The sequence below is a fragment of the Streptomyces sp. NPDC058335 genome, from assembly GCF_042723915.1.
Lineage (GTDB): Bacteria > Actinomycetota > Actinomycetes > Streptomycetales > Streptomycetaceae > Streptomyces.
Map to the genome: position 1 here is coordinate 315,152 of NZ_JBHXHX010000005.1, position 26,668 is coordinate 341,819.

Annotated in this window: 24 protein-coding genes and 1 tRNA gene; 11 read left to right on the forward strand and 14 right to left on the reverse strand. The window is 71.5% G+C overall.

Translation table 11 applies throughout. The features are described 5' to 3' along the window. Nucleotides 1–855: a M24 family metallopeptidase gene (locus ACFWJX_RS11795; protein ID WP_383240455.1), complete on the reverse strand. Its 855-nt coding sequence runs from the start codon at nt 853–855 to the stop codon at nt 1–3. A gap of 238 nt (nt 856–1,093) precedes the next feature. On the opposite strand from ACFWJX_RS11795, the gene ACFWJX_RS11800 reads away from it, so the two are divergent. The 6 genes from ACFWJX_RS11800 to ACFWJX_RS11825 all read left to right on the forward strand — a co-directional run bounded on the left by ACFWJX_RS11800 (nt 1,094) and on the right by ACFWJX_RS11825 (nt 5,447). Then, nucleotides 1,094–2,059, forward strand: a complete 966-nt coding sequence (locus tag ACFWJX_RS11800) for an ABC transporter ATP-binding protein (protein ID WP_359062361.1) — start codon at nt 1,094–1,096, stop codon at nt 2,057–2,059. Further along, nucleotides 2,049–2,957: an ABC transporter permease gene (locus ACFWJX_RS11805; protein ID WP_383240458.1), complete on the forward strand. Its 909-nt coding sequence runs from the start codon at nt 2,049–2,051 to the stop codon at nt 2,955–2,957. Before ACFWJX_RS11800 ends, ACFWJX_RS11805 begins: the two co-directional genes overlap by 11 nt. Continuing rightward, complete coding sequence (locus ACFWJX_RS11810) at nt 2,954–3,865, forward strand: ABC transporter ATP-binding protein (RefSeq protein WP_073491258.1); 912 nt, start codon at nt 2,954–2,956, stop codon at nt 3,863–3,865. The genes ACFWJX_RS11805 and ACFWJX_RS11810 overlap by 4 nt, the downstream gene beginning before the upstream one ends. Nucleotides 3,866–3,875: 10 nt before the next feature. Next, complete coding sequence (locus ACFWJX_RS11815) at nt 3,876–4,595, forward strand: ABC transporter permease subunit (RefSeq protein ID WP_383240461.1); 720 nt, start codon at nt 3,876–3,878, stop codon at nt 4,593–4,595. Nucleotides 4,596–4,704: 109 nt separating this feature from the next. Beyond that, nucleotides 4,705–5,025: a hypothetical protein gene (locus ACFWJX_RS11820; RefSeq protein ID WP_383240464.1), complete on the forward strand. Its 321-nt coding sequence runs from the start codon at nt 4,705–4,707 to the stop codon at nt 5,023–5,025. 337 nt (nt 5,026–5,362) lie between these two features. Continuing rightward, nucleotides 5,363–5,447, forward strand: a tRNA-Ser gene (locus ACFWJX_RS11825). A 413-nt stretch (nt 5,448–5,860) separates the two neighbouring features. On the opposite strand, the gene ACFWJX_RS11830 is transcribed toward ACFWJX_RS11825, so the two are convergent. The 9 genes from ACFWJX_RS11830 to ACFWJX_RS11870 all read right to left on the reverse strand — a co-directional run bounded on the left by ACFWJX_RS11830 (nt 5,861) and on the right by ACFWJX_RS11870 (nt 15,996). Beyond that, nucleotides 5,861–6,676, reverse strand: a complete 816-nt coding sequence (locus ACFWJX_RS11830; RefSeq protein WP_383240467.1) for an HAD family hydrolase — start codon at nt 6,674–6,676, stop codon at nt 5,861–5,863. Beyond that, complete coding sequence (gene serS, locus ACFWJX_RS11835; RefSeq protein WP_383240470.1) at nt 6,673–7,950, reverse strand: serine--tRNA ligase; 1,278 nt, start codon at nt 7,948–7,950, stop codon at nt 6,673–6,675. Before serS ends, ACFWJX_RS11830 begins: the two co-directional genes overlap by 4 nt. Before the next feature lie 638 nt (nt 7,951–8,588). Further along, complete coding sequence (gene pheA / locus ACFWJX_RS11840) at nt 8,589–9,521, reverse strand: prephenate dehydratase (protein WP_383240473.1); 933 nt, start codon at nt 9,519–9,521, stop codon at nt 8,589–8,591. A 94-nt stretch (nt 9,522–9,615) separates the two neighbouring features. Continuing rightward, nucleotides 9,616–10,893: an iron uptake transporter deferrochelatase/peroxidase subunit gene (efeB, locus tag ACFWJX_RS11845; protein WP_383240476.1), complete on the reverse strand. Its 1,278-nt coding sequence runs from the start codon at nt 10,891–10,893 to the stop codon at nt 9,616–9,618. Between the two features lie 7 nt (nt 10,894–10,900). Further along, nucleotides 10,901–12,970, reverse strand: a complete 2,070-nt coding sequence (locus ACFWJX_RS11850) for a copper resistance CopC/CopD family protein (RefSeq protein WP_383240479.1) — start codon at nt 12,968–12,970, stop codon at nt 10,901–10,903. Nucleotides 12,971–12,983: 13 nt separating this feature from the next. Then, nucleotides 12,984–13,433 (reverse strand): copper chaperone PCu(A)C, encoded by a 450-nt coding sequence (locus ACFWJX_RS11855; protein ID WP_383240482.1) that lies wholly within the window; start codon nt 13,431–13,433, stop codon nt 12,984–12,986. After that, entirely contained in the window at nt 13,430–14,086 is a 657-nt protein-coding gene (locus ACFWJX_RS11860) for an SCO family protein (RefSeq protein WP_383240485.1), read from the reverse strand. Before ACFWJX_RS11860 ends, ACFWJX_RS11855 begins: the two co-directional genes overlap by 4 nt. An 83-nt stretch (nt 14,087–14,169) precedes the next feature. Next, nucleotides 14,170–14,940 carry a YcnI family protein gene (locus ACFWJX_RS11865; protein WP_383240820.1) on the reverse strand — a complete coding sequence of 257 codons (771 nt, stop codon included), beginning with the start codon at nt 14,938–14,940 and terminating at the stop codon, nt 14,170–14,172. Between the two features lie 192 nt (nt 14,941–15,132). Continuing rightward, on the reverse strand, nt 15,133–15,996 hold the full coding sequence (locus ACFWJX_RS11870) for a hypothetical protein (RefSeq protein WP_383240488.1): 864 nt from the start codon (nt 15,994–15,996) through the stop codon (nt 15,133–15,135). Between the two features lie 242 nt (nt 15,997–16,238). Between ACFWJX_RS11870 and ACFWJX_RS11875 the strand changes: the two genes are divergently transcribed. The 3 genes from ACFWJX_RS11875 (at nt 16,239) to ACFWJX_RS11885 (ending at nt 18,616) form a co-directional block, all read left to right on the forward strand. Beyond that, on the forward strand, nt 16,239–16,691 hold the full coding sequence (locus tag ACFWJX_RS11875; RefSeq protein ID WP_383240490.1) for an ATP-binding protein: 453 nt from the start codon (nt 16,239–16,241) through the stop codon (nt 16,689–16,691). 124 nt (nt 16,692–16,815) lie between these two features. After that, nucleotides 16,816–17,772, forward strand: coding sequence for an intradiol ring-cleavage dioxygenase (locus tag ACFWJX_RS11880; protein WP_383240493.1), 957 nt, complete (start codon nt 16,816–16,818; stop codon nt 17,770–17,772). A 10-nt stretch (nt 17,773–17,782) separates the two neighbouring features. Further along, entirely contained in the window at nt 17,783–18,616 is an 834-nt protein-coding gene (locus ACFWJX_RS11885) for a triphosphoribosyl-dephospho-CoA synthase (protein ID WP_383240496.1), read from the forward strand. Here the strand turns inward: ACFWJX_RS11885 and ACFWJX_RS11890 are convergent. The 4 genes from ACFWJX_RS11890 to ACFWJX_RS11905 all read right to left on the reverse strand — a co-directional run bounded on the left by ACFWJX_RS11890 (nt 18,591) and on the right by ACFWJX_RS11905 (nt 24,489). Beyond that, entirely contained in the window at nt 18,591–19,835 is a 1,245-nt protein-coding gene (locus ACFWJX_RS11890; RefSeq protein WP_383240498.1) for an MFS transporter, read from the reverse strand. The two genes, ACFWJX_RS11885 and ACFWJX_RS11890, sit on opposite strands and share 26 nt — an antisense overlap. Before the next feature lie 111 nt (nt 19,836–19,946). After that, the gene (locus tag ACFWJX_RS11895; protein ID WP_383240501.1) at nt 19,947–21,320 is read right to left on the reverse strand and encodes a PLP-dependent aminotransferase family protein; all 1,374 of its coding nucleotides are present in this window, start codon (nt 21,318–21,320) and stop codon (nt 19,947–19,949) included. Between the two features lie 78 nt (nt 21,321–21,398). Beyond that, nucleotides 21,399–22,862 (reverse strand): aminopeptidase P family protein, encoded by a 1,464-nt coding sequence (locus ACFWJX_RS11900; protein WP_383240504.1) that lies wholly within the window; start codon nt 22,860–22,862, stop codon nt 21,399–21,401. Nucleotides 22,863–22,980: 118 nt separating this feature from the next. Beyond that, complete coding sequence (locus ACFWJX_RS11905; RefSeq protein ID WP_383240822.1) at nt 22,981–24,489, reverse strand: PP2C family protein-serine/threonine phosphatase; 1,509 nt, start codon at nt 24,487–24,489, stop codon at nt 22,981–22,983. Nucleotides 24,490–25,005: 516 nt separating this feature from the next. Between ACFWJX_RS11905 and ACFWJX_RS11910 the strand changes: the two genes are divergently transcribed. Both ACFWJX_RS11910 and ACFWJX_RS11915 read left to right on the forward strand, forming a co-directional pair. Further along, nucleotides 25,006–25,671, forward strand: coding sequence for a bifunctional DNA primase/polymerase (locus ACFWJX_RS11910; protein WP_383240507.1), 666 nt, complete (start codon nt 25,006–25,008; stop codon nt 25,669–25,671). Between the two features lie 56 nt (nt 25,672–25,727). Continuing rightward, a complete protein-coding gene (locus tag ACFWJX_RS11915) occupies nt 25,728–26,345 on the forward strand; it encodes a hypothetical protein (RefSeq protein ID WP_383240509.1) in 618 nt (205 codons plus the stop codon). Nucleotides 26,346–26,668 lie beyond the last annotated feature (323 nt).

A 26,668-nucleotide genomic window follows, 5' to 3' on the forward strand; every position in this document is an offset into this window, starting at 1 on the left:
TCACTTCTCCTCCGCCTTCCCCTGTGCCCAGCGCCGCACATGCGGCAGATCGTCGTCCAGCCAGAAGGCGCTCTCCTCGGGATCCCGGGAGTCGGTCACCACCAGGATCTCCTCGAACTTCGCGCCCGTGCCGCGGAATCCGAGATGGGGTTCGACCGCCCACAGGCCCGGCCGCGGCGGATGATCGGAGAAGCGGTACGGCGACCACAGCGGCGACCAGCCCTCACGGTGCCCGTGCAGCGCGTCCGACGCCAGCCCTTTCAGGGCCTGGGTGCCGAACCCGAACAGCCGGGGCGACCATCGGCGTTCCCGTACCCGGTCCACCTTGTGCGCGATCACGCCGAAGGGGTACGCGCGATGCCGGTTGGCGTAACCCTGGCGGATCATGAGGCGGTCGACGTCCCGGTAGATCTCGCGCAGCGACCGCCGCTGGCGCACCTCTCGCAGGATCAGCTCCCGATGCGCCTCCAGGTCGTCCATCAGCTGCTCCTGAACCGGATGACCGCCGAGCGCGCCCGAGTAGCCGATGTCCGCCGTGAAGCCCTCGAAGACCGGGGCCATGTCCAGGATGAACGGCATCCCGGGCTCCAGCCTGCGGTCGGTCGGGAAGAACTGGAGCGGCACCCGGAACCCCACGAACGCCGTGCGGTCCCCGAACCAGGCGAACGGCAGATGGAACCAGTCCCGCACGCCCCGCGCGCGCAGCCACTCTCGCTGCATGCGCGCGGCCTCGCGCTCCGTGACCCCGGGCTCCAGCCGGTCCGCCACCTCCTGCGCGCACTCGTACGCCAGACGCTGCACCCGCTGGAATCCCCGCAGGCCGGAGGAGAGTCCGCGTGTCTCTGCCGTCGTCATGCCACCTCGTCCCACCGGTCCGCGCCGATTGCGGTACGTGTCCGTAACTTGACCCCGCCGAATCTGGCACTTGTTAGAGAAAGCGTCAATAGGGTGGACGGGACGCCTGATTCCCGTGTTCCGTAGCTCTCAGGATGGGGAACCCCTACGGGCCCGTACATCTCGAGTCTGAGACGAGGACAGCTCTGCGGTCTGACGACGTGGCGTGGTCCGCGTCACTATCGTCGACGACGTGACTGTGATCGCGACCGAAAGCCTGAGCAAGCGGTTCCCCCGGGTGACCGCTCTTGACCGGCTCTCCGTGGACGTCGGACCCGGTGTGACCGGACTCGTCGGTGCCAACGGGGCCGGCAAGTCCACACTGATCAAGATCCTTCTGGGTCTGTCCCCCGCCACCGAGGGTCGTGCCGAAGTGCTCGGCCTAGACGTCGCGACCAAGGGCGCCGCCATCCGGGAGCGCGTCGGCTACATGCCGGAGCACGACTGCCTGCCGCCCGACGTCTCGGCCACCGAGTTCGTCGTGCACATGGCTCGCATGTCCGGCCTGCCGCCGACCGCCGCGCGCGAGCGCACCGCCGACACCCTGCGCCACGTCGGGCTGTACGAGGAGCGCTACCGTCCCATCGGCGGCTACTCCACGGGCATGAAGCAGCGCGTGAAACTCGCCCAGGCCCTGGTCCACGACCCGCAACTGGTCCTCCTCGACGAGCCGACCAACGGCCTCGACCCGGTCGGCCGCGACGAGATGCTCGGCCTGATCCGCCGTATCCACACCGACTTCGGCATCTCGGTCCTCGTCACCTCCCACCTGCTGGGCGAACTCGAACGCACCTGCGACCACGTCGTGGTCGTCGACGGCGGCAAGCTCCTGCGCTCCAGCGCCACCACCGACTTCACCCAGACCACCACCACCCTCGCCATCGAGGTCACCGACACCGACGAGCACCCGGACGGCACCCGCGCGGTCCGCGAAGCGCTCCACGCGCGCGGGGTCGACGTCCTCGACGCCGACAGCGGCCTGCCGGGCGCGGGCCATGTCCTGCTGCTGACCGCACAGGGCGAGGACACCTACGACGTCGTACGGGACGTGGTCGCCGACCTGGGCCTCGGCCTGGTGCGCATGGAACAGCGCCGGCACCACATCTCCGAGGTCTTCCACGACAGTGACGAGCAGCGGAAGGAGGCCGTCGGCCATGGCAGTTGAGCACCCGGTGACCGCCCCCTCGGGCGACCAGACCCGCATCCACAACATCGGCTACCGCAGCTACGACGGCCCGCGCCTGGGCCGCGCCTACGCCCGCAGGTCCCTCTACTCGCAGTCCCTGCGCGGCGCCTACGGCCTCGGCCGCTCGGTGAAGTCCAAGGTGCTGCCCATGCTGCTGTTCGTGGTGATGTGCGTGCCCGCGGCCATCATGGTCGCCGTCGCCGTCGCCACGAAGGCCAAGGAACTCCCGCTGGACTACACCCGCTACGCGATCGTCATGCAGGCCGTCATCAGCCTCTACGTCGCCTCGCAGGCACCCCAGTCCGTCTCGCGCGACCTGCGTTTCAAGACCGTGCCGCTGTACTTCTCCCGGCCGATCGAGACCACGGACTACGTCCGCGCCAAGTTCGCGGCGCTCGCCTCCGCCCTGTTCGTCCTCACCGCCGCACCCCTGCTGGTGCTCTACGTGGGCGCCCTGCTCGCCAAGCTCGACTTCGCCGACCAGACCGAGGGGTTCGCCCAGGGACTCGTGTCCGTGGCACTGCTCTCGCTGCTCTTCGCCGGCCTCGGCCTGGTCATCGCGGCGGTCACCCCGCGCCGCGGCTTCGGCATCGCGGCCGTCATCGCCGTCCTGACCATCTCCTACGGCGCCGTCTCCACGCTCCAGGCCATCGCCGACGCGCAGGGCAGCACCGGAGCCATCCCGTGGATCGGGCTGTTTTCACCGGTCACCCTCATCGATGGTGTCCAGTCGGCGTTCCTCGGCGCCAGTTCCGCAGCTCCGGGCGGGATCGGCCCGTCCAACGGGGAGGGTGTCGTCTACGTCCTCGTCTGTCTGGGCCTGATCGCCGCGTGCTACGGCCTCCTGATGCGCCGCTACAAGAAGGTGGGCCTGTGACCACGCTCTCCCTCGACCACGTCTCCCGCTGGTTCGGCAACGTGGTCGCCGTCAACGACATCACCATGACCGTCGGCCCCGGCGTCACGGGCCTGCTCGGCCCCAACGGCGCGGGAAAGTCCACCCTCATCAACATGATGGGCGGCTTCCTCGCCCCCTCCACCGGCACCGTCACCCTCGACGGCCAGCAGGTGTGGCGCAACGAGGACATCTACCGGCACATCGGCATCGTCCCCGAGCGCGAGGCGATGTACGACTTCCTCACCGGCCGCGAGTTCGTCGTCGCCAACGCCGAGCTGCACGGCCTCGGCGCCAAGGCCGCCCAGAAAGCCCTGGCCACGGTCGAGATGGAGTACGCGCAGGACCGCAAGATCGAGACGTACTCCAAGGGGATGCGCCAGCGCGTGAAGATGGCCAGCGCCCTCGTGCACGACCCGTCACTGCTGCTGCTGGACGAGCCCTTCAACGGCATGGACCCGCGCCAGCGCATGCAGCTCATGGACCTGTTGCGACGCATGGGAGACGAGGGCCGCACCGTGCTGTTCTCCTCGCACATCCTCGAGGAGGTCGAGCAACTGGCCTGGCACATCGAGGTCGTCGTCGCCGGACGCCACGCGGCCAGCGGCGACTTCCGCAAGATCCGCCGGCTGATGACCGACCGGCCGCACCGCTACCTCGTGCGCTCCAGCGACGACCGCGCCCTCGCGGCCGCGCTGATCGCCGACCCGTCGACGTCCGGCATCGAGGTCGACCTCGCCGAGGGAGCACTGCGCATCCAGGCCGTCGACTTCGGCCGCTTCACCTCACTGCTGCCACGGGTCGCCAGGGACCACGGCATCAGACTGCTCACGGTCTCGCCGTCCGACGAGTCCCTCGAGTCCGTGTTCTCGTACCTGGTCGCGGCGTAGGAGGCCGAAGATGTACGACCCCACAGTCGCCCGACTCACGTACCGCGCCCTGCTCGGCCGGCGCCGGGCCCTCATCCTCGGCGCGCTGCCGCTGTTGCTGATCGCGATCTCGGTGGTGGTGCGCGGCCTCGCCGGCGCCGACGACCAGACCGCGTCCGACCTGCTCGGCGGGCTCGCGCTCGCCACCATGGTGCCGATCATCGGCGTCATCGCCGGCACGGGCGCGATCGGGCCCGAGATCGACGACGGTTCCGTGGTCTATCTGCTGTCCAAGCCACTGAAGCGGCCGACGATCATCTTCACCAAGCTCATCGTCGCCATCGCGGTGACGATGGTGTTCTCGGCGCTGCCCACCCTGATTGCCGGGTTCATCCTCAACGGCAACGGACAGCAGATCGCCGTCGCCTACACGATCGCCGCGCTGGTCTCCTCCATCGCCTACGCGGCGGTGTTCCTGCTGCTGGGCACGGTGTCCCGGCACGCGGTGGTCTTCGGCCTCGTCTACGCCCTCGTCTGGGAGGCCCTGTTCGGTTCGCTGGTGCCGGGTGCGCGCACGCTCAGCGTCCAGCAGTGGTCGCTCGCCGTTGCCGACAAGGTCGCCGGCGGTGACCTCATCACCTCGGACGTCGGACTGACCACGGCGACCGTCCTGTTGATCGGCGTGACGGTGCTCGCGACCTGGTACGCGGGACAGAAGCTGAGGGCGCTGACGCTGGCCGGGGAGGAGTAGGCGGCGGGGCTCCCGCTAGGGCTCTTGCGCGGGCTCTTGACGGGGGCTTCATCTCTGCCTGGGCACACTGGACGAACGGAAACGGCCGTGAGGACGGCAGGAGGTCGGGATGGCGGACGAGGCGGCGCGGTTCGGCGGGCGTGAGCGCGGCGACGACCGCAGCGACGACCGCGGGCGGTCGGAGGGCGGGATACCTGACGGGGCTGCCGGCCGGGCCCCGGATCAGGGTCCGGACGAGGGCTGGAGCGATCTCGTTCTCGACGAGGACTTCATACGGGCCGCCGACACCTCCGAGCCGTCCGCCCGTGCACGGATGCTTGCCGCGCGCTGGCGCGCGGAGGAGCCCGAGCCTCAGCCGTGGCGCTCGGACGAGCCGCCCGCGGGGTGGTTCTTCAGCAAGGCGCGGCGGCGCAGGTGGCGTCGTCGGTAGGACGGTAGGACGGTAGGGGTACGGCGTCCTGACGAGACGGCTTCGGCCGGTCGGCGGACCCGGTGAATCCCGTTGCCCGTACAGCTGTTTTATTCGGTGGTGTTCAACTCGGCGTGTGGGCAGGATGGTTGTTGTCCGCAGCGCCGGGTAGTCGGCGTCACACGCTGGGAGAGGAGCGGGGCGATGTCCATGCACGGCAGTACGTCCAGCTCCCTACAGGGCAGCCGGCGGCGGTCTCCGGAGTAGTTACCCCTCCATGGAGTCCGCCGCACACGGGGGCTGCCCGGGGCGGCCGCTTCGAGCACGCGATGTCGCTCTCGCGTGAGGCCGCCCACCCGGAGGATTGGCCGAGCGGTAAGGCACCGGCTTGCTAAGCCGTGGTCGGGGGGAACCCCGCGCACGTTCGATTCGTGCATCCTCCGCAGGACGTTGTCACTTTGACTGGGCTGGGGTTTTGGCCTGGGGTATGTCGCGAGGCTCGGGTGGGTTGTTGCGGCCGGGGCGGGCCGGAGCGGGCCGGGTGTTCGGTCGGGTGCGGGTGGGTCGTGGCTGGTCGCGCAGTTCCCCGCGCCCCTGAGCGCCTGCGGCGATCCCGGGCGTTCCGATCACCTGCGGCGATCGTTGTGCCGGGTGCCGGGTGCCGGGTGCCGGGTGCCGGGTGCCGGGTGCCGGGTGCCGGGTGCCGGGTGCCGGGTGCCGGGTGCCGGGTGCCGGGTGTACTTTGCCGCAGCCCCGCAGCCCCGCAGCCCCGCAGCCCCGCAGCCCCGCAGCCCCGCAGCCCCGCAGCCCCGCAGCCCCGCAGCCCCGCAGCCCCGTTGGGGCCCGGCACAGCGGATTAGCGCAGCAGTCTCTCCAGTACTACCGCGATGCCGTCCTCCTCGTTGGAGGTGGTCTGCTCGTCGGCTACTGCCTTCAGATCTGGGTGGGCGTTGGCCATGGCTACGTTTCTGGCGGACCAGGCGAACATGGGGATGTCGTTGGGCATGTCGCCGAAGGCGATCGTGTCGGCCGCCTTCAGGCCCAGGCGGCGGGCCGCCAGGGAGAGGCCGGTGGCCTTGGACAGGCCGAGGGGGAGCAGTTCCACGATCCCGGCGCCGGCCATCGCGACCGTGACGAAGCCGCCCGCGGCTTGGCGGGCCGCCTCGGCCAGCTCGTCGTCCGACAACTCGGGGTGCTGGATGTAGATCTTGTTCAGCGGGGCCGACCAGAGGTCCGACGCGTCGGTGAACGGCGTCGAAGGAAGCCTGCCGGTGACCGCGTAACCCGGGCCGACCAGCACCTCCCCCTCCAGTCCGTCCCGGCTGGCCGCCAGGTACAGCGGGCCGACCTCCGCCTCGATCTTGGCCAGCGCCACTCCGGCCAGCTGCCGGTCCAGGGTCACCGAGGTCAGCAGGCGGTGCGCGCCGGCGTCGTAGACCTGGGCGCCCTGACCGCAGACCGCGAGACCGTCGTAGCCGAGGTCGTCGAGGATGTGCCGGGTCCACGGGACGCCGCGGCCGGTCACCACGATGTGGGCCGCGCCCGCCGCGGTGGCCGCGGCGAGGGCGTCACGGGTGCGGCGGGAGATCGACTCGTCGGAGCGCAGCAGCGTCCCGTCGAGGTCGGTCGCGATCAGCCGGTACGGAAAGCCCGGGGCGGCGGCCTCGCTCACTTGGCCACCGGCTCCAGGACTTCCCGGCCGCCGAGGTAGGGCCGCAGCACCTCGGGCACGCGCACGGAGCCGTCGGCCTGCTGGTGGTTCTCCAGGATCGCCACGATGGTGCGCGGGACGGCGCACAGCGTGCCGTTGAGGGTCGCCAGCGGGCGGACCTGCTTGCCCTCGCGGACGCGGATCGACAACCGGCGGGACTGGTACTCCGTGCAGTCCGAGGTCGACGTCAGCTCGCGGTACTTGCCCTGGGTCGGGATCCAGGCCTCACAGTCGAACTTGCGGGCGGCCGAGGAGCCGAGGTCACCGGTGGCGACGTCGATCACGCGGAACGGCAGCTCCAGCGAGGTCAGCCACTGCTTCTCCCACTCCAGCAGGCGCTGGTGCTCGGCCTGCGAGTCCTCGGGAGTGACGTAGGTGAACATCTCCACCTTGTCGAACTGGTGGACGCGGAAGATGCCCTTGGTGTCCTTGCCGTGCGAACCGGCCTCGCGGCGGAAGCAGGGCGAGAAGCCCGCGTAGCGCAGCGGCAGACGGTCGGCGTCGATGATCTCGTCCATGTGGTACGCGGCGAGGGCGACCTCGGACGTGCCGACCAGGTAGAGGTCGTCCTTCTCGAGGTGGTAGACGTCCTGTGCCGCCTGGCCGAGGAAGCCGGTGCCCGCCATGGACTGGGGGCGGACCAGGGCCGGGGTCAGCATCGGTGTGAAGCCGGCCGCCGTGGCCTGGGCGATCGCCGCGTTGACCAGGGCCAGCTCCAGCAGGGCGCCGATGCCGGTGAGGAAGTAGAAGCGCGAGCCGGAGACCTTCGCGCCGCGCTCGACGTCGATGGCGCCGAGCAGTTGGCCGAGTTCCAGGTGGTCCTTGGGCTCGAAGCCCTCGGCGCCGAAGTCGCGGATGTCGCCGTGCGTCTCCAGCGTGACGAAGTCCTCCTCGCCGCCGACGGGTACGTCGGGGTGGACGAGGTTGCCGAGCTGGAGCAGCAGTTCCCGGGTCTCGGTGTCGGCGGCGTCGCGCTCGGCGTCGGCCACCTTGACGTCGGCGGCGAGCTGGCCGGCCTTCTTCAGCAGCTCGGCCTTCTCGTCCGGGGAGGCCTTGGGGATGAGCTTGCCGAGCGTCCTCTGCTCGGCACGCAGCTCGTCGAAGCGGACGCCGGACGACCTGCGCCGCTCGTCGGCAGAGAGGAGGGAGTCGACGAGCGCGACGTCCTCTCCACGGGCGCGCTGGGACGCGCGCACACGGTCGGGGTCCTCACGGAGCAGGCGAAGGTCAATCACGTGGTCAAGGCTACCGGTGCGTGGTGACGCCTCACGACTCACTATTGCGAAACACGCCTTACAGTCCGGTATGGGGTAATTGACCCATGTGGGCGCAGGTCTGTTTCCCGCGTCAATAAGGGGCGTCTCACCCCCTGGACGGGGCGGCCCTGCGGCAGGGTGTTGACTCGACTGCCTTGTGCGCAGCGGGACTTGGGAGGTGCGTTGTCCACAGGAATCCACGCGCCGGGAAAGTTATCCACAGGCTGTGCGAAAGATCTGTGGACATCGGAATCGATCATTCCGAAGAGCGCCTGCGGGCGGGCGAATTCCTTGATCAAACCCCTCTCGCACCCACTTTCGGGTGGAAATGGGTCGCTCCAAAGGATTGATCGAAGGAAACAGGTGGACGAAGAGTGACCTACCGGGCCAGAGTCCAAGGGGGGTGCTGTAGGGCGATTTGTCGACCAGATGGTGCTTCCGTATCGACTTGTCCCCAGGTCGAGATGCCGTCCTGTGGATAACTCCTGTGGATAACGAAGATATGCAGGTAGGACCGGCCGAAAGGCGCGCGGAAGGCGCGCGACAGGTCGGCGTAAGCCGCGCGAAGGGCATGCTTAAGCCGTGTGTCACCTTCCCGCAACCCGGTCCGACCCGGTCTAGAACCGGCCGTCCTGGCAGCGCGTGACCCATTCCGCCGCCGCCATGAACTCGCCCTCCGAGGTCCCCGGCAGCGGCGTCCGCACCTGCGCCGCGGTCACGTCCGCACGCGGGTACGAACCGAGGAAACGCACATCACGGCAGATGCGCTTCAGGCCCATGAGCGCCTCGGCCATCCGGCGCTCCGAGATGTGACCGGCCGCGTCGATGCAGAAGCAGTAGTTGCCGATGCCGGCGCCGGTCGGCCGCGACTGGAGCACCATCAGGTTGATGCCACGGGTGGCGAACTCGCCCAGCAGGTCGCGCAGCCCACCGGGATGGTCGTCGCGCTGCCACAGCACCACGGACGTCTTGTCGGCGCCCGTCGGCGCGGCGGGCCGGGCAGGGCGGCCCACCAGCACGAAGCGCGTCTGCGCGTTCTCCGCGTCGTGGATCTCGGTCTCCAGCGCCTCGAGGCCGTACCGGGCGGCCGCGAACTCACCCGCGAAGGCGGCGTCGTAACGGCCCTCCTGGACCAGGCGCGCGGCGTCCGCGTTCGAGGCGGCCGACTCCCACACGGCGTCCGGGAGATTGGCCTTCAGCCAGTTGCGCACCTGCGGCTGCGCGGCCGGATGAGCCGAGACCGTCTTGATCTCGGACAGCTTCGTGCCCGGCCTCACCAGCAGTGCGAAGGTGATCGACAGCAGCACCTCGCGGTAGATCATGAGCGGGGTGCCCGCGACCAACTCGTCGAGGGTCGTGGTGATCCCGCCCTCGACCGAGTTCTCGATCGGCACGAACGCGGCCTCGGCCTCGCCGGTGCGGACCGCGTCGAGGGCGGACTGCACGGACACATACGGGATCAGCTGCCGGGTGGCCGCCTCCGGAAGCGTGCGCAGGGCGACCTCCGTGAAGGTGCCCTCGGGGCCGAGATACGCATAGCTCGCTGGCATGACCTCACCCTAATGGGCCTTGCGAAACGAGGAGCGCGCGTCTCACACGCACCCCTCACGCGAGTGAACCGGCGTGACCCGCGCCCGGCGTGTCTCACCCCTCCAGCAACCGCTGCCCCACGTACTCACCCTCCGCCGCCCCGCCCGGCACCGCGAACAGACCGCTCGACTCGTGGCGGATGTACTTCGACAGCGCGTCCCCGCGGTCCAGCTTGCGCTGCACGGTGACGAAACCGCGCAGCGGATCGGCCTGCCAGCAGACGAACAGCAGGCCGGCGTCCGGCACTCCGTCGGCGTCGATGCCGTCGTGGTACGAGAACGGCCGGCGCAGCATCGCCGCGCCCCCGTTCTGGTCGGGGCGCGTGATCCGGGCGTGGGCGTTGATCGGGACGACCAGATCACCGTTGGCGTCGGTCTTCTCCAGGTCCATCTCGGTCGTCTCGGTGCCCCCGGTCAGCGGCGCCCCGTCGGACTTGCGCCGCCCGATGACCTGCTCCTGGGCATTGGCCGACAGCTGCTCCCAGTCGTCGAGGAGCATGCGGATCCGGCGTACGACGGCGTAGGAGCCGTTGGCCATCCAGGCCGGGTCGTTCGACCCCGACTCCGGCACGAAGATCCGCTTGTCGAAGTCGGCCTCCGTCGGCTTCGGATTGCGGGTGCCGTCCACCTGACCCATCAGGTTCCTGGCCGTCATGGGGTGGGCGGTCGCGCCCGGCGTGCGGTTGAAGCCGTTCATCTGCCAGCGGACCTTGGCCGCGCTGCCCGCGTCCTTCTGGATCGCGCGCAGGGCGTGGAAGGCCACCAGGGCGTCGTTCGCGCCGATCTGCACCCACAGGTCACCGTTGCTGCGAGACCTGTCGAGCTGGTCGGAGGAGAAGTCGGGCAGCGGGTCCAAGGCGACCGGACGCTGCTTCTCCAGGCCGGTGCGGGCGAAGAAGCTGTGGCCGAAGCCGAAGGTGATCGTCAGCGAGGACGGGCCCGCGTCCCGCGCCACGTCCGTGTCGTCGTCCTTCGCGGCCTCGCCCGCCATCAGCCGCCGGGCCGTCTCCGACCAGCGACGGAGCAGTGCCGTAGCCTCCTTGCGGCCCGCGCCGGCCGCCAGGTCGAAGGCGACGAGATGGCCGCGGGCCTGGAGTCCCTGGGTGATGCCCGGCTGATGTTTCACGTGGAACATCTCCTGGCGGGACCCGATCGAGGACAGCGGGGTGGCCTGCGCGGGCGCCGCCGCATAGCCCGCGGCCCCGCCCGCGGCGCCCACCACGAGCCCGGTGGCCCCGGCGGTGCCGAGCAGCTTGCGCCGCGTCAGGCCCGGCGTGGGCGTCTCGGGGGACAGGGGTTTCTCCGGGGCCTGCGAAAGGGTCTGGTCAGACATGGGTGGTTCAGCCGATCTGCGCGTTCTTGGAGACGGTCACCTGGTCGATGTCGGAGGTCCGTACGGTCACGGCGATCTGCCATTCGCCGGCCATGGGGATCTGGACCCCGTTCGCCGACCAGTGGCCGGTGGTGATGTGGTCGGGGGTGACAGGCAGCGGCCCGATCTTCTTGGCTTCGAGGGTGAAGGCGACCTTCACCTCGGGGACGTCGAAGGCGCGCCCGTTGGGCCGGGTCACATAGACGTGCATCTCGTTGGCGCCGGCCCGCGCGGGGTCGATGTCGACGCTCACGACGCCCTTGCCGTCCGTGCCGCCGGTGTCGAAGGACATGTCGAGGGTCACGGCCCCCGAGGTGCCCTCCGAGGCGGAGGACGAGGAGGCCGCCGTAGCCGCCTTGGCGTCCTGTTCCGTACGGCCCGGCTCGGTGGAGGTCAGCGCCGTGGTGACGGCGAGCAGGACGACGGCGACGCCCGCCTCGGCGAGCACCGAGCGGCGCAGCCCGAGCCGCTCGGGGTCGGCGTCACGGGCCCGCTTCTGCCGCGTCGCGTCCACGGCGGCCCGCTGCCGCGCGAGCTGGGCGGCACGCTTGGCGCCCCCGGACCCGCCTCCCGAACCGGACACTGAACCGGACCCGGACACTGAACCGGACCCAGGCCCGGACCCGGACCGCGAACCGGACCCGGCCCCAGACCCCGAACTGACCCCGGATCCCTTCTCCAGCTTCGTGACCGTGGCGGAGGCCTTCGCCGACCGCGTCTTCCCGGCTGCGGTGGAAGCCTTGTCCGGGCCGGACGTCTTCCGCGCACCCGCCGTGGCCGTAGCCGCTGCTGCCCCCGTCGTCCTGCCCGCTGCCGTCTCCCCCAGCCGGTTCGTCCACCGCCGTGAGATCCAGGCGATGCCGACCAGCAGCGCCACCAGCCCGATCTTGAGGAGCAGGAGCTGCCCGTAGCGGGTCTCGGTGAACGCCGACCAGGAGCCGAGCTGGCGCCACGACTGGTAGACGCCGGTCACCACGAGGGCGACGACACTGCCGAAGGCGACCCGTGAGAACCGGCGGACGGCCGACGCCCCCACCGGGGTGGCGCCCCGGTACAGCGCCACGAGGAGCGCGCACAGCCCGCCGAGCCAGGTGGCGACGGCCAGCAGGTGTACGACGTCCACGGGCATCGCGATACCCGGCTGGAGCCCGGTGGAGGCGTGCTCGGCCATCGCCCAGCTCGCCGCGAGCCCGGCCGCCACGACGGTCCCGCCGATGGCGAGCCCGAAGGTCAGGTCCCGCTTCTCCTCGCCCTCCCGCTTGTCGTACGCGCCGAAGAGCACGGCGATGAACAGCGCGGCCGCGGCGAGCAGCAACAGCCGGGAGACGAGCGCGGCGCCCGTCTTGGTCTGGAGGACCTGCCCGAGCAGTTCGAGGTCGAAGACGTCGCCGAGTTTGCCGGAGCCGGTGTAGGAGCCACGCAGGAGCAGCAGGAAGAGGGTGGCGGAGGTGAGCGCGAGCCAGCCGGAGACGACGAGCCGCTGTACGGCACGCGCCCCGGTGCCGGCCGGCCAGCACCCCAGGACGAAGGCGGCCCCGCCGACCATGACGATGAACCCGGCGTACGACATGTACCGCCCGAAGCCGTACATCCCGCCCACGACTCCACCGCCGGCCTGCCCCGCGCTCGCCGAGACGCTGGTCGCGGAGGGGGCGCCGATGGAGAAGGTGTAGGCGCCGGCGACGGGATGGCTGTCGGCGGACACCACCTGGTAGGTCACCGTGTACGTGCCGTCGGGCAGCCCCGAGTGCAGCGGGACGGCGTAGGTCGTGCCGCCGGCGGCGGACGGCTCGCCGGTGTCGACGCGCTTGCCCTTGGGGTCGAGCACGCGGATCGCGTCGGCGCCCGTGGAGACCTGCTCGGAGAAGGTCAGTGAGACCTGGGTGGGGGCCTTGTCGACCACCGTCCCCTGTGCGGGGTCGCTGCCGGTCAGCGCGGCGTGCGCGGAGGCCTGCCCGGCGCCGGCGAGGAGCGCGCCGGTGACGGCCAGGAACAGCAGCACCAGCGTCCGGATTCTGGGGGCGATGGTCGTGGGCAAGGCGGTCCCTCCCTCAGTTTCCGGTGTTCGGGGTGTAGGTGGCGGATTCCACCGGCATCTCGACCTCGACGGTCCCGGAGTCGGCGAAGTGCAGTTCCACGGTCACCTTCTCGCCCTGTCGCGGCTTCCGTTTCAGGTTTTCGAACATCAGGTGGTTCCCTCCGCTGGCCAGCTGGAGCCGGCCGCCCGCCGGTACCTCCAGGGAGTCGACCTCCTGCATGGCTCCACCGACGGTCTCGTGGACGGTGACGCTGCCCGCGACATCGCTGGTGACGGAGGTCAGCTCGTCCTTGGTACCGCCCTTGTTGGTGATCGTCAGGAAGCCCGCGGCCATGGAGGCGGAGACCGGCTGCGGCATGTAGGCGGCGCTGACGGACAGTTCCGCCGCCGAGTCGCCGGAGCCGCAGCCCGCGAGGACCAGGGCGCAGGTCAGTGCGGCGGCGCAGGCGGCGGACCGTCTCACGGGTTCTGCCCCTTGATGATCTTGGGCAGGTCCTTGATGTAGTCGTCGACCTTGGCGTCCTCGCCGTAGAGGAGGTAACCGGCGTCCGTCTTCGGGGAGAAGGCGACGACCTGGGTGCCGTGGGTGGAGACGATCTTGCCGTTCTTGTCCTTGTGCGGCGGCTCGATGGAGATGCCGAGGCTGCGTGCGCCGGTCTGGACGGTGGCGAAGTCACCGGTCAGGCCGACCACCTGGGAGTCGATGCCCTTGAGCCAGGCGCCGAGCGCTGCCGGGGTGTCGCGGTCCGGATCGGTGGTGACGAACACGACGCGCAGTGCGTCCTGGTCCGCCTTGGACAGCTGCTTCTTCGCGACGGCGATGTTGTTCATCGTCAGGGGGCAGACGTCCGGACAGTGGGTGTAGCCGAAGTACACCAGCGTCGGGTGACCCGCGGTCTCCTTGCGGAGGTCGTAGGGCTTGCCCTGCGTGTCGGTCAGGACCAGGTCCGGCTTGGTGAAGGGCTGGTCGAGCACGGTCGCGGCCTGCTGCGAGGAGTCGTCGGAGACGACCGCGACGGGGCTGGAGCCGCTGTCGACGCTGTCGCTGCCGCAGGCGGAGAGGGTGAGGGTGGTCGCGGCGAGCAGCGCGGCCACGGCGAACGTCTTCTTGCGCATAGAGAAAATGTCCCAGTTGTATGGACTCCGGTGTCCACCGGGGGCTTGGGCGGCCCCCGGTGGACACCGCGGACGAGCAGAGTTCAGGAGGCGTCGGTGGTCCGGCGGCGGCCGGCGAGCACTCCGTAGGCCACGCCGGCGGCACCGATCACGATGCCGACGATGCCCAGGACCCGGGCGGTGGTGTCGGTGCCGTCGGAGGAGTCGGAGGCCTCGGTGGTGGCGGCGGCCGGCTCGGCATCGCCGGACTTGTCGGACGACGACTCGGACGACGACTCGGACGACTCATCGGCGGACGAACCGTGGGAGTGGTCGTCCTCGGCGGCGGAGAGGGCGAGCACCGGTGCCGGGTTCTCCGGCTCCTCGGCGCCCTCCTTCTGCACCTCGATCCAGCGCACGACCTCCTTGTTGGAGTACGTCTGGATCGCCTTGAAGACCATCTGGTCGGCGTTCTCGGGCAGCGCGCCCAGGGAGACCGGGAACTGCTGGATGAAGCCGGGCTCGATGCCCTTGTCCGCGGCGGTCCAGGTCACCTTGGAGACGGCCTCGGAGATCTGCCGGCCGTGCACCTCCAGCGGCTTGGCCAGCTTGCTCTTGGTGACCGTGATCTTCCAGCCGTCGACCTTCTGCGGCATCACCGAGGCGAGCGGGGCGTCGGCCGGGAAGTTGACCTCCAGCTTGGTGGTCGAGGCGTTGTCACGCTCGTTGGGAACGCGGAAGTTCACGACGGCGTAGCCACCCTTGGCGGCCGTGCCCTCCGGCTGCACGCTGACGTGCGCGAAGGCGGGCGAGCACAGGACGAGAACGGCGGAACCGGCGACGGCAGCGGCGGCGGCGAGACGAGAGGCCTTCAGGACAGGCTTCATGACAGCGAGCACTCCAGTCTGAGTGAAATACGACGGTGAGGTCGGACCGTGACGGTGCGTACGACCGTGAGGTCGGGCGTGGACGCGGTCCGGCGTGGGCACGGAAGCGTGCGGCACGCGCGCGTGCCGCACGACGGCGGCCGCGCCCTCCAGGCGAAGTGGAGTGCTGGTCGCGTCGTGTCAGGCAGCGAGGAGGAAGGCGGCGGCGGCCGGCGGGCCGCGCCTGATCACCGTGTGCTGGAGTGCCTCGGCGGGTGGCCTGGGCGAAGGGAGCAGTGCGGTGCGCGGCACGCGCGGACCCGCGTCCGGCAGGGCGGGCAGTCCGGCGAGCAGGGCGCGCACCAGGGCGAGTGCTCCGCGCAGGGACCGTACGCACGCGGTCTCGGCGACGCCGTGCGCGGACAGGTCCGTGAGCCGCAGCAGGGCCGAGTCGCCGCGCCGCAGCAGCCATCCGGCGGCGACGGCCGCGAGGAGGTGACCGAGCAGCATCGGCAGGGACGGCAGCAGCGACATCGACGAGCCCACGGTGCCGGCCATGGCGTCCGCCGGGTGGTGCATGGTCGCCGTACCGGCACCCGTACCCGTACCCGTCCCGGTGCCGCCACCCGCACCGGTAACGGCGGGATGGAGCCGCGCCTCGACGAGGATCTTCTGGGCCTGCGCCGGGCTCAGCGCCGCGGCGGCGGCCCCGCACACGAGCCGTGCCGCCCGCTCGACCAGTGCGGCGTCGGAGGCGGCGGTCGTGGTCGACGCGACGGTCGACGACGTGTGCTGTCCGAGGCCGAACAGTGTGTGCAGGACGGCCTGTCCGACGGCGAGCAGGGCCGCGATGCCCGGCAGTGAGCGCTCGCGCCCGGCGAGCGGCACCACGACCGCGAGGGCACCCAGGAATCCGGCGCCCAGCGTCCACAACGGGACGGCGGCGCAGGCGGCCAGCGTGTGACCCGCCCCGGCCAGCACGACGCAGACCGCGGCGAACACCGCGGCCCGCAGCAGCCGGAGAGCGCCTCCGGAGCGCACCGTGCGCTGGTGGGGGTCAGTCATGGCGGGCTCATCATCGCACTGACCCCCCAGCGGCCGTACGTCAGGTCCGCAAGATTCCGCCCGATCCAGAAGATCACCTTCTGATACGACAGGTATGACTGATGCCCCTGCGTCACGCATACACCGTTTTCCGCACCCCCCACATCCCCCATATGGGCGGCGTCACGTGGAAATCGCGCTTACTTACGGTTCAGGGCGGCAATACGTATCGGTATGTCGAGCCGCGGCCTGGAGGCTGGAGCATGAGCATCTGGTGGTCACTCCATCTGCGCCGCGAGGCCGCGAGCGTGCCGCTGGCCCGGCGCCTGCTGCTCGGCACCATGGAGACGGCGGGGGTCGACCCGGACATCTCGTACGACCTCTCCGTCGCCCTGAGCGAGGCCTGCGCCAACGCCGTCGAGCACGGCGGGAAGAACACCGCGCACGGCGGCCGTTCGGAGGCCTACCGGGTCACCGCCTACCTCGACGGCGAGAAGTGCCGCATCGAGGTCGCCGACTCGGGCCCCGGCTTCACGGCCGACTGTCCCGCCCCCACCCATGCGCACGCCGATGCCGAGTCCGGCCGCGGCCTGTATCTCATCCGGGAACTCGCCGACCACGTCCACATCGGCAACAAGCCGGGCGTCGGGGGGGCCGTGGTGAGCTTCGACAAGATCCTCAAGTGGCGCGAGGACGCCCCCCTGATGGCGGTCTGACGGCCCGTCGGCGCTCCGGCCCGTCCGCCTCTCGGCCGGGCGGTCCCAGCCCGGACAGCACTCACAGCCGCTTCCCAGCTCCCGCCCATGTCCCTGACGGTTGGCGTTCCTACCTTTCGTGTCCATGACGGGAAACCACAAAGACACGTCCATCACCCGGCGCCGCGCCCTGGCGGTGACCGGTGGCACGGTCGCGGCCGGCGGTCTCGCCGTCGTCGGCTACCAGTCGGCGTTCGCCGACACGACGACAGGCACGGAAGCGATGGCGACGGGGACGGCCACGGCTTCGGCGTCCTCGACCACCGGCACCTGCATGACGCTGATGTCGAGCGTCACCGAGGGGCCGTACTACCTCGACGGTGCCTTGGTGCGCAAGGACATCACCGAGGGCAAGAGCGGCGTCCCGCTGACCCTGCGCCTGACCGTCGTGGACGCCACCGACGGCTGCACCCCGGTCCCCGGCGCGGCCGTGGAGATCTGGCACTGCGACGCCTGGGGCTACTACTCCGGTTACACCACCGCCAACCCCGGCGGCTCGGCCCCGGCCGAGAGCGAGGACGGCTCGACCGCCGACGACAACACCTACCTGCGCGGCTACCAGATCGCCAACGCCAACGGGGTCGTCAAGTTCGAGACGATCTTCCCCGGCTGGTACACGCCTCGGACCTGCCACATCCACCTCAAGGTCCACACCGGCGGCGAGAAGGAGGACGGCACCTACGAGGGCGGCAAGGTCAACTACACCGGCCAGCTGTTCTTCGCCGACGACATCGCCCAGGAGATCTTCACCCTGGAGCCCTACGCCGAGCACTCCGGCACCTACACCAAGCTCGACGACGACATGGTCTACGAGGGCGGCGGCGCCACCGGCGGCCTGCTCACCCTCAAGCCCGTCAAGAAGGCCGACCCGTCCAAGGGCTACAAGGGCTCCCTGACCCTCGGCGTCGACCCCGACGCGGAGAACACCGGCGCGGGCGGCGGCGGTGGCGGTGGCGGCACACCCCCGGGCGATGCCCCGACCGGAACGCCGCCGACCGGCACCCCGCCGAGCGACGCGCCCACTGCCTCGGCCTCCTCGTAGGAGCAGGGCGATGACCAGCCGCGAGGACGAGGCGCTCGCGCAGGCTGCCGTGTCAGCGCTGACCGGACAGCTGGCCCTGGTTCCCCAACCCGGGCTGCCCGACCCGCGCGACCTCGCCGCCCGCGTCACCCGCCGCGACCACCGCGGACTGCGCTGGTCGGCCAAGGCGCTCGCGCCCGGCCTCGCGGCGATGGCCGCCGCCGCCCGCCGCACCGGCGAGGCCACGCCACGGCTGCGTGCCGAGCTGGGCGCGATCGGGCGGTGCGCCGAGCACTCGGTGGGGCTGGCCGGCGGCGGGCACCGGGGCGCGCTGTGGACCCTCGGCCTGCTGGTGTCGGCGGCCGCCCTGGACCCCCGCACGCGGGGAGCCGACGTCGCCCACACCGCCCAGCGGATCGCCGCGCACACCGACCGGGGCGCCCCGCGCCGCCCGTCGCGCGGCTCCACGGTGTCGGCCAAGTACGGCGCGGCCGGGGCACGCGGCGAAGCGCGGGCCGGGTTCCCGCACGTCCGGCGGGCGCTGACCGCGCTCGCCGGGGCCCGCTCGGCCGGAGCGGGCGAGGCCGAGGCACGGCTCGACGCCCTGCTCACCGTCATGTCCACGCTCCAGGACACCGAACTCCTGCACACCGCGGGCCCGGTGGGCCTGCGCCACGTCCAGGCGGGCGCCCGCGGTGTCCTGGTGGCGGGCGGCACCGCGACGGATGCGGGCCGAACGGCCCTGTGGGCGCTCGACGCCGACCTCCACGCGCGCGCGTGGAGCCCCCGCGGCAGCGCGGGCCTGCTGGCGGGCGCACTGTTCGTCGACTCCCTGCCGATCACGACGCCTGTGAGGGTCGGCTGACCCGGGCCGGCCGAACATCGCCGAGTCCACCAACCTCCCCCTCCCGCCCGGCGGCAGCCCACCGTGCCGCCGGGCCCATCGCGTACGACGCCGCCAGGATCAGTCCGCCCAGCAGCAGCCAGCCCGGCGTGCCCCACTCCAGCAGGAGGGCGGTCAGGACGAGCGGGCCGAGGGTACGGGCGACGGTGACCCCCGTGCCGAACAGCCCCTGGTACTCGCCGACCCGGTCGGCCGGGGCCAGGTCGAAGGACAGCTGCCAGGAGCCCGCCGACTGCCCCATCTCGGCCGCCACCTGGAGCACCGCCCCCACCACCAGGACACCCGCCGCCACCCACGCGGGGGCCCCGGCCGACAGTGCGAACACGGCGCAGGCGGCACACATCACCCAGCCCGAACGCCGCAACGCGCGCGTGGCGCCGCCCAGACCGGTGACACCCCGCGCCGCCCGCACCTGGAACAGCGTCACCGCGGCCGTGTTGAGCACGAACAACGCGGACACCAGCCAGGCAGGCGCCCCCGTCCGCTCGGTGATCCACAGCGGCAGGACCAGGCTGAGCAGCGGCAGCCGCAGCAACAGCACGGTGTTCAGCAGCGCGACGACCGTGTACGGCCGGTCGCGCAGCACCCCGAGGCCGCCGCGCGGGCGGACCGGGACGGATGCGACGCGGGGCAGCCCGACGAGCAGCAGCGCGCACACCAGGAAGCCGACCGCGTCGACGAGGAACACCGTGAGATACGCCGTCCGCGTCCCGGCGTGCAGCGCGAGCCCGCCGAGCGCCGCGCCCACCGCCAGCCCGGCGTTCAGCGCCGACTGGAGCCGGGCCAGCAGCCCGGTCCGCTCCCCGGCGGGCACCAGCCCGGCCAGCAGCGCCTGCCGGGCGGCCGCCAGCCCGGACTGCGCGGCCGCGTAGGCACAGGCGGCCAGCACGAACGGCAGGAAGCCGCGCACGAGCGTGAAGGACGCCACCGCCAGCCCGGCCGCCAGCGCCAGCAGCACCGCCGTACCGCGGGGTCCGCGCCGGTCGGCCAGGCGGCCCAGCGGCAGACCGGCCAGCGAGCCGACCGCCCAGCCGATGGTCAGCCCGAGTCCCACGCGCGCGGGGGTGAGACCGACGGCCTGGGTGAAGTAGAGCGCGGACGTCGTGTAGTAGGCGCCGTCCCCGACGGAGTTGCTCAACTGGGCCAGGGTGAGCAGGCGCTGCGGCGGCGTCTTCGTCATGCTCACGAAACTAGGCGGCCAGTGGGCCCGTCAGTAGCACCAATCCGACGCCACCCCATTGGCCCAAACAGTGCGCAAAAGATCCCAGACACTGCCCAAGGGCCGTCCTGCTCAGGCCCCCTCCAGCACCTTCACCAGCACTTCGAGGGCCTCCGGATACGCCCGCTCCCTCGGCGTCCCGTACCCCACCACCAGGCCCTGCGGCCGTCCCTCGGCGTCCTCGCGCGCGTGCCAGTGCTCGCCGAGCCGGCCGACCGCGAGTCCCTCGGCCTCCGCCCGTTCCAGTACGTCCGCCTCGTCGCGGACCTCGACCAGCGCGTGCAGCCCGGCCGCGATGCCGCGTACGCCCCTGCGCGCCCCCAGCCGGTCGAGGAGCAGGTCCCTGCGACGCCGGTAGCGCAGCCGGCACGCGCGCACGTGACGGTCGTAGGCGTGGCCGGCGATCAGTTCGGCGAGGGCCAGCTGGCCGATGGTCTCGGTGTGGTGGTCGCTGTGCAGCTTGGCGTCGGCGACGGCGTCGACGAGGTGCGGCGGCAGCACCATCCAGCCCAGCCGTAGCGCGGGACCGAGCGTCTTGGAGGCGGTGCCGAGATAGGCCACCTGCCCCGGCGCCATCCCCTGGAGCGCGCCGACGGGCTGCCGGTCGTAACGGAACTCGCCGTCGTAGTCGTCCTCGACGATCAGTGCGCCACGCGCGCGTGCCCAGTCCGTGAGCGCCCGCCGCCGCTCCGGGTGGAGGGTCACGCCGGTCGGGTACTGGTGCGCGGGCGTGACGACCACCGCCCCGAGGTCGCCCAGCTCCTGCGGGCGCACCCCCCGATCGTCGACCGGCACCGGCACCACGCGCCCGCCGTTGCGCCGTACGACCTCCCGGTGGAACGGCAGTCCCGGGTCCTCCATGCCCACCGGCGCGTCCTCCAGCGCGCGCGTGAGCAGCGCGAGCCCTTGCACATAGCCGGAGGTGATCACGATCCGTTCCGGCGGCGCGATCACCCCGCGCGCCCGCCCCAGATACCCCGACAGTGCCGTCCGCAGCTCTATGCGCCCGCGCGGATCGCCGTAGTCGTACGCCAGCGAGGGTGCCGTGGCGATCGCGCGGCGCAGCGCGCGCAGCCAGGCCGCTGCCGGGAAGGCGCCGACGTCGGGGCTGCCGGGCCGCAGGTCGAAGCGGGGCTCACGCGCGCGTGCGGAGGCCGTCGGCGGTTCGGCGGCGGCGGACGGCAGCGCGGCGACCCTGGTGCCCGAGCCCTGGCGCGCGGTCAGGTACCCCTCGGCGACCAGCTGGTCGTACGCGGCCTTCACGGTGTTGCGCGAGACACCGACCTCGGTCGCGAGCCGCCGGGTGGCCGGCAGCCGGGTGCCGGGGGAGAGCCGCCCGTCCCGCACGGCGTCCCGCAGCGCCCGCTCCAGCCCGGCCCGCCGCCCCTCGGTGCCGTCCGTCTCCAGATGCAGGTCGACACCGACCCCGGACCAGAACTCGTCCACGAAGCCCTCCCCCTAGGTACGTGAAGCAGACACAGCGATGGCCGGGCACCTCACCGGTACCCGGCCATCGACTCCGTATCAGCCCTTGAGCGAAGCCATCCACGCCTCGACCTCGGCGGACCGCCGCGGCAGCCCGTCGGACAGGTTGCGGTTCCCGTCCCGCGTCACCAGGATGTCGTCCTCGATCCGGACGCCGATCCCGCGGTACTCCTCGGGCACGGTGAGATCGTCGGCCTGGAAGTACAGCCCCGGCTCGACCGTCAGCACCATGCCGGGCTCCAGCGTCCCGTCGACGTACGACTCCACGCGCGCAGCGGCGCAGTCGTGGACGTCCATGCCGAGCATGTGACCGGTGCCGTGCAGCGTCCACCGGCGCTGGAGGCCCAGCTCCAGGACCCGCTCCACGGGCCCTTCGACCAGACCCCACTCGACGAGCCGCTCGGCCAGCACCCGCTGCGCGGCGTCGTGGAAGTCGCGGTACTTGCCGCCCGGCTGCACGGCCGCGATGCCGGCCTCCTGGGCGTCGTACACGGCGTCGTAGATCTTCTTCTGGATCTCGCTGAAGCGGCCGTTCACCGGCAGCGTGCGCGTGATGTCGGCCGTGTAGTACGTGTGCGTCTCGACGCCCGCGTCCAGCAGCAGCAGATCACCCGAGCGCACGGGTCCGTCGTTGCGCACCCAGTGCAGTGTGCAGGCGTGCGGGCCGGCGGCGGCGATGGTGCCGTAGCCGACGTCGTTGCCCTCCACGCGCGCGCGGAGGAAGAACGTGCCCTCGATGTAGCGCTCGCTCGTCGCCTCGGCCTTGTCGAGGACCCTCACGACGTCCTCGAAGCCGCGGACCGTCGAGTCGACGGCCTTCTGCAGCTCGCCGATCTCGAACCCGTCCTTGACCAGACGGGCCTCGGAGAGGAAGACGCGCAGTTCCTCGTCGCGCTCGGCGGTGACCTTGTCGGTCAGCGCGGCCTCGATGCCGGCGTCGTGGCCGCGGACGACCCGCACCGGGCCGGTGGCCTCGCGCAGCCGGTCGGCCAGCTCGCGGACGTCGGCGGCGGGGATGCCGTGCAGCTTCTCGGCCTCGGTGAGGGAGTGCCGGCGGCCGACCCACAGCTCGCCCTGGCCGGAGAGCCAGAACTCGCCGTTCTCGCGGTCGGAGCGCGGCAGGAGGTAGATCGTGGCGACGTGGCCCTCGCCCTTGGGCTCCAGGACCAGGACGCCGTCCTCGGTCTGGTTGCCGGTGAGGTAGGCGTACTCGACGGAGGCGCGGAAGGCGTACTCCGTGTCGTTCGATCGGGTCTTCAGGTTGCCCGCGGGGATCACCAGGCGCTCGCCCGGGAAGCGCGCGGAGAGCGCGGCGCGGCGGGCGGCGGTCTCGGCGGCCTGGGCGATCGGCTCCAGGTCACGCAGCTCCGTGTCGGCCCAGCCGGACTTCATGTTCTCGGCCAGCTCGTCGGACACGCCCGGGTACAGGCCGTTCTTGCGCTCTTTGATCGGCTCTTCTTCAGCGGTCTCCGGGGTCTCCGGGAGCTCTTCCGCCACGGTCATCCTCCTCGATACGGCACTGGGCCCCCTCCATCGTACGGTCGTACAGAAGGGGGCCCAGGGGCGAAGCGCCTCTTACCGTCCGGGGAACGCAACGCGCCGGGCGGCCCGGTCCGCGATCTCACTCGAAGCGGGCCGCGAGCAGCACGATGTCCTCCGCGCTGTCGGCCGCGTCCAGCCCGTCCGGCAGCACCGTCCGCAGCACATGGTCGGCGACCGCGCCCGGGTCGTGGCGGATCGACCGGGGTACTCCGGCCGCGGCCGCGTGCAGCCGCGCGAAGGCACGGTCGACGGGGTCGCCGGTACGGTGCAGCAGCCCGTCCGTGTAGAGCAGCACCGTCTCGCCCGCCTCGGCCTCCAGCTCCACGCTCGGCGCCTCCCAGCAGGCCAGCATGCCCAGCGGCGCGGACACGGACGTCTCGACGAACTCCGTGCGCCGCTCGCCGACCACCAGCGGCGGGCAGTGCCCGGCACCGGCCAGGGTGATCTTGCGCAGCGCGGGCTCGCAGTAGGCGAACAGCGCGGTGGCCGAACGCGCGGGCTCGGTCAGCCGCAGCAGCAGCTCCAGGTCGGACAGGACGGCGACGGGGTCCTCGCCCTCCATCACGGCGTACGCCCGCAGGGAGGCGCGCAGCCGGCCCATCGCGGCGACCGCGCTCGGCCCGGACCCGGTGACGGAGCCGACGGCCAGGCCCAGGGCCGCGTCGGGCAGCGGCAGCGCGTCGTACCAGTCGCCGCCGCCGCGCGGACCGGTGCGGTGCCGGGCGGCGAGCTGGACGCCGGCCACCCTGGGCAGCCGTGAGGGCAGCAGTTCCTCGGTCATCGTCTTCATGCACGCGCGCGTGTGCTCGAGTTCGAGGAGGCGTGCGAGGTGCTCGGCGGCGTAGCGGACGTACAGGCCGACCAGGTGGCGCTGGCGTTCGACCGGCTCGGCGGGCTCGTCGTAGAGCCAGACTGCCGCGCCCACGCGGTCCGTACCCTCACCGGCGGCCAGGGGCAGGGCATAGCTGGCGGCATAGCCGAGGCGGGCGGCCACCTCGCGGTGCCTGGGGTCGAGGCCGTCCTCGGCGAGCAGGTCGGGCTGGGCGATCTCGCCCTCACCGCCGGGCAGACCGTCGAGGATGCGGCCGTACGGCATGGAGCTGCGCGGCACGGTCTCGATGTGGCCGAGGTCGGCGCGGCCGAGGCCCAGGCCGATCGTGGTGTCGGGGCCGAGGCCGTCGGCCGGCTCCAGTACGACGAGCCCGCGTCGGGCGCCCACCAGGGCGGATCCGGCGCGCAACAGTTCCTGGAGGGCGTCGGGCAGTGTGGCCGTACGGGCCAGGCGTTCGGTGAGTTCGTGGAGTGTCGTGAGGTCGGAGACCCAGCCGGCCAGGCGGTCCTGGAGGAGCGCTCCCGCGCCGGTGGAAAGCGGTGAGGCGGCCGGGGTGGCGGGCGCGGGCGCGACAGTGTGTGCGGGCGCGGGAACCGTCGAATCGATTCCAGCCACTTTCGAGGGGTGAGGGGCGTTCATGGCGTCCGGCTCTCGGACCGGTGCGTATTGCTCAAAAGCATCGCAAACCCCCATGTCATTCTGCGCCGCTAGCGGTGTCTCCACATGTACACGCACTCGTGAGGGGATGTCCAGCATTGTCCTGCTGGGATTGCTGGTGTCCGTGGGATCGGAGGGTTTGTCGGTCACGCTTTGTCCGGCTCCCTTGCGTAAGTGCAAAGTTGGCTTAAAACTGCCTCGGGTAACGGGTGTTTGCGGTCGACTGGGCTTGCTCCACGGAGCGTCACAACGGTCGTGATGGGTACGTACTCGGTAAGGACCAGGGGTCGTTGGGAGCCACCCGGAACCTGGTGACCCGCCCCGGCGTCATAGCCACCGACGACCGTGCCCCATCCTCCCGTGGCGGAGGCGGAGAGAAATACGCGGACGGCAAAACGCCAGACTTCGCCACCCCTCGCCAGGCCCATGCTCCTGATGGGCGCAGTATTGGACGGAGTGGCCGCGTAAGCGCAGCCAATGCTCGACCCTCAGGGGTTCCCCTTGTCTCGGACAGGGGTGTGATGCGCCAACAGGTACGCACAGTGAAGTGATCGACACATGGTGTGATGTGACCCACGGTGTTGCCAGCGGTGCAACGGAAAGGAACGAGCGCTCATGCGCGAGATCCTCGGAAGGCGACGCAGGCTCCTGTCCCAGCGCAGCGACGGGGGGCCTGAATTGATCGACGCGGCCCTGACCTTCGCGACGGAATGGCAGTGGCCCGTACTCCCGGGCGTGACGGCGAATCCACAGGGCATGTCCCGGTGCGGCTGCCCCGACCCGGAATGCTCGGTGCCCGGCGCCCATCCCTTCGACCCAGGCCTCCTGACGGCCACCACCGACGCGCGCATGGTCCGCTGGTGGTGGACCAACCGCCCGACGGCACCGATCGTCCTGGCCACCGGCGGAACGGCACCCTGCGCGGTCAGCCTGCCCGCCCTCGCGGCCTCCCGCGCGCTCGTCGCGCTCGACCGGCAGGGCATGCGCCTCGGCCCGGTCGTCGCCTCGGCCACCCGCTGGTCGATCCTCGTCCGGCCGTACTCCATGGAGCAGTTGGGCGAGCTGCTGTACGCCAAGGACTTCGTCCCGGGCTCCCTGCGCTTCCACAGTGAGGGCGGCTACCTCGCCCTGCCCCCTTCCGAAACCGGCCAGGGGGAGATCCGCTGGGAGCGCGCGCCGCTGCCCGGCTCGGCCTCGCCCTGGGTGCCCGACGTGGAGGCCGTGGTCGACGCGGTCGTCGACGCCCTCACTCGTACGGGTGTGAGCGCGCCCGAGTTGTAAGGGTGTCGGGGCCTCACCGGACCGGATGCCCGCCGAGGCTCGTTATCTTCCGCACCATGCAGCGACATTCTGGGGGACCGCCCCCAGGCCCCCGATGGCTCCGTCTCCTCGGCCTCGGGGGCACGGTGGTGTGCGTGATCGCCCTGCCCCTGGCCATGGCGTCCGCGGGTCCGGTGGGCGACGAACGAGGCTCCGCCGAGCGGCGGGACGTGGCCCCCGGCACCGCGGCGGGCCGCGCCGGCCAGCCGTCGGCCGGTCACGGTACGGACGCCAAGTCGCCCCCCGTCGAACCCTCCCGTACGCCCCTGTTGCTGGGCCTCGGCGTGGCCACCGCGGCGCGTTGCGGTCCCGAAGTCGCCTCCCCCGACGGCGTCGAGGCGCAGACCTGCGTGCTCACACAGGGCGAGGACACCTGGGCGCGCACCTACTACCGCAACGCCACCGGCAGAGCCCTGGAGGCCGTCCTGAGCTTCATGGCGCCCGGCGGGCGTACGGTGCAGATGCGGTGCGCGGTGGGCGCCGATGACGAGCCGGGCACCTGCGAGACGCCCCGTGAGCGGGGCCGGGGCGGGCCCACCGAGTACACGGCGGTCGCGGAGTTCGCGCACACGGCCGGTGACGGGCCGCTCCTGTTGCGTTCCGGCAGCAACTCAGGGTCGGACACCGGCGGTTGACGTCCGACGCCGGTTCGTGCACGGGCGGAGCGCGAGGCCGGGTACAGGGCCGGGTGCGGAACCGGGCATGGAAAGACCCGGTTGCTAGCGACGGGGGATGCACCAGCAACCGGGCTATTGGAACGGTAACAAGAGATCGGCTCCAAGCAAATTCGATCTCCTGTTTTCATCGGCTTTCCGGACACCGGCAGATCGGCGCTTATGGCGTCGACTCACCTTGTACGAACGGGAGTTGTGAGCGGAGTCACGCCGCCCCGCCCGGTGCCGTGGGGGGGGCGGGCGGGGGGGGGGCCCCCCCCCGCGGCCGGTGCGCTGGGGCTGCT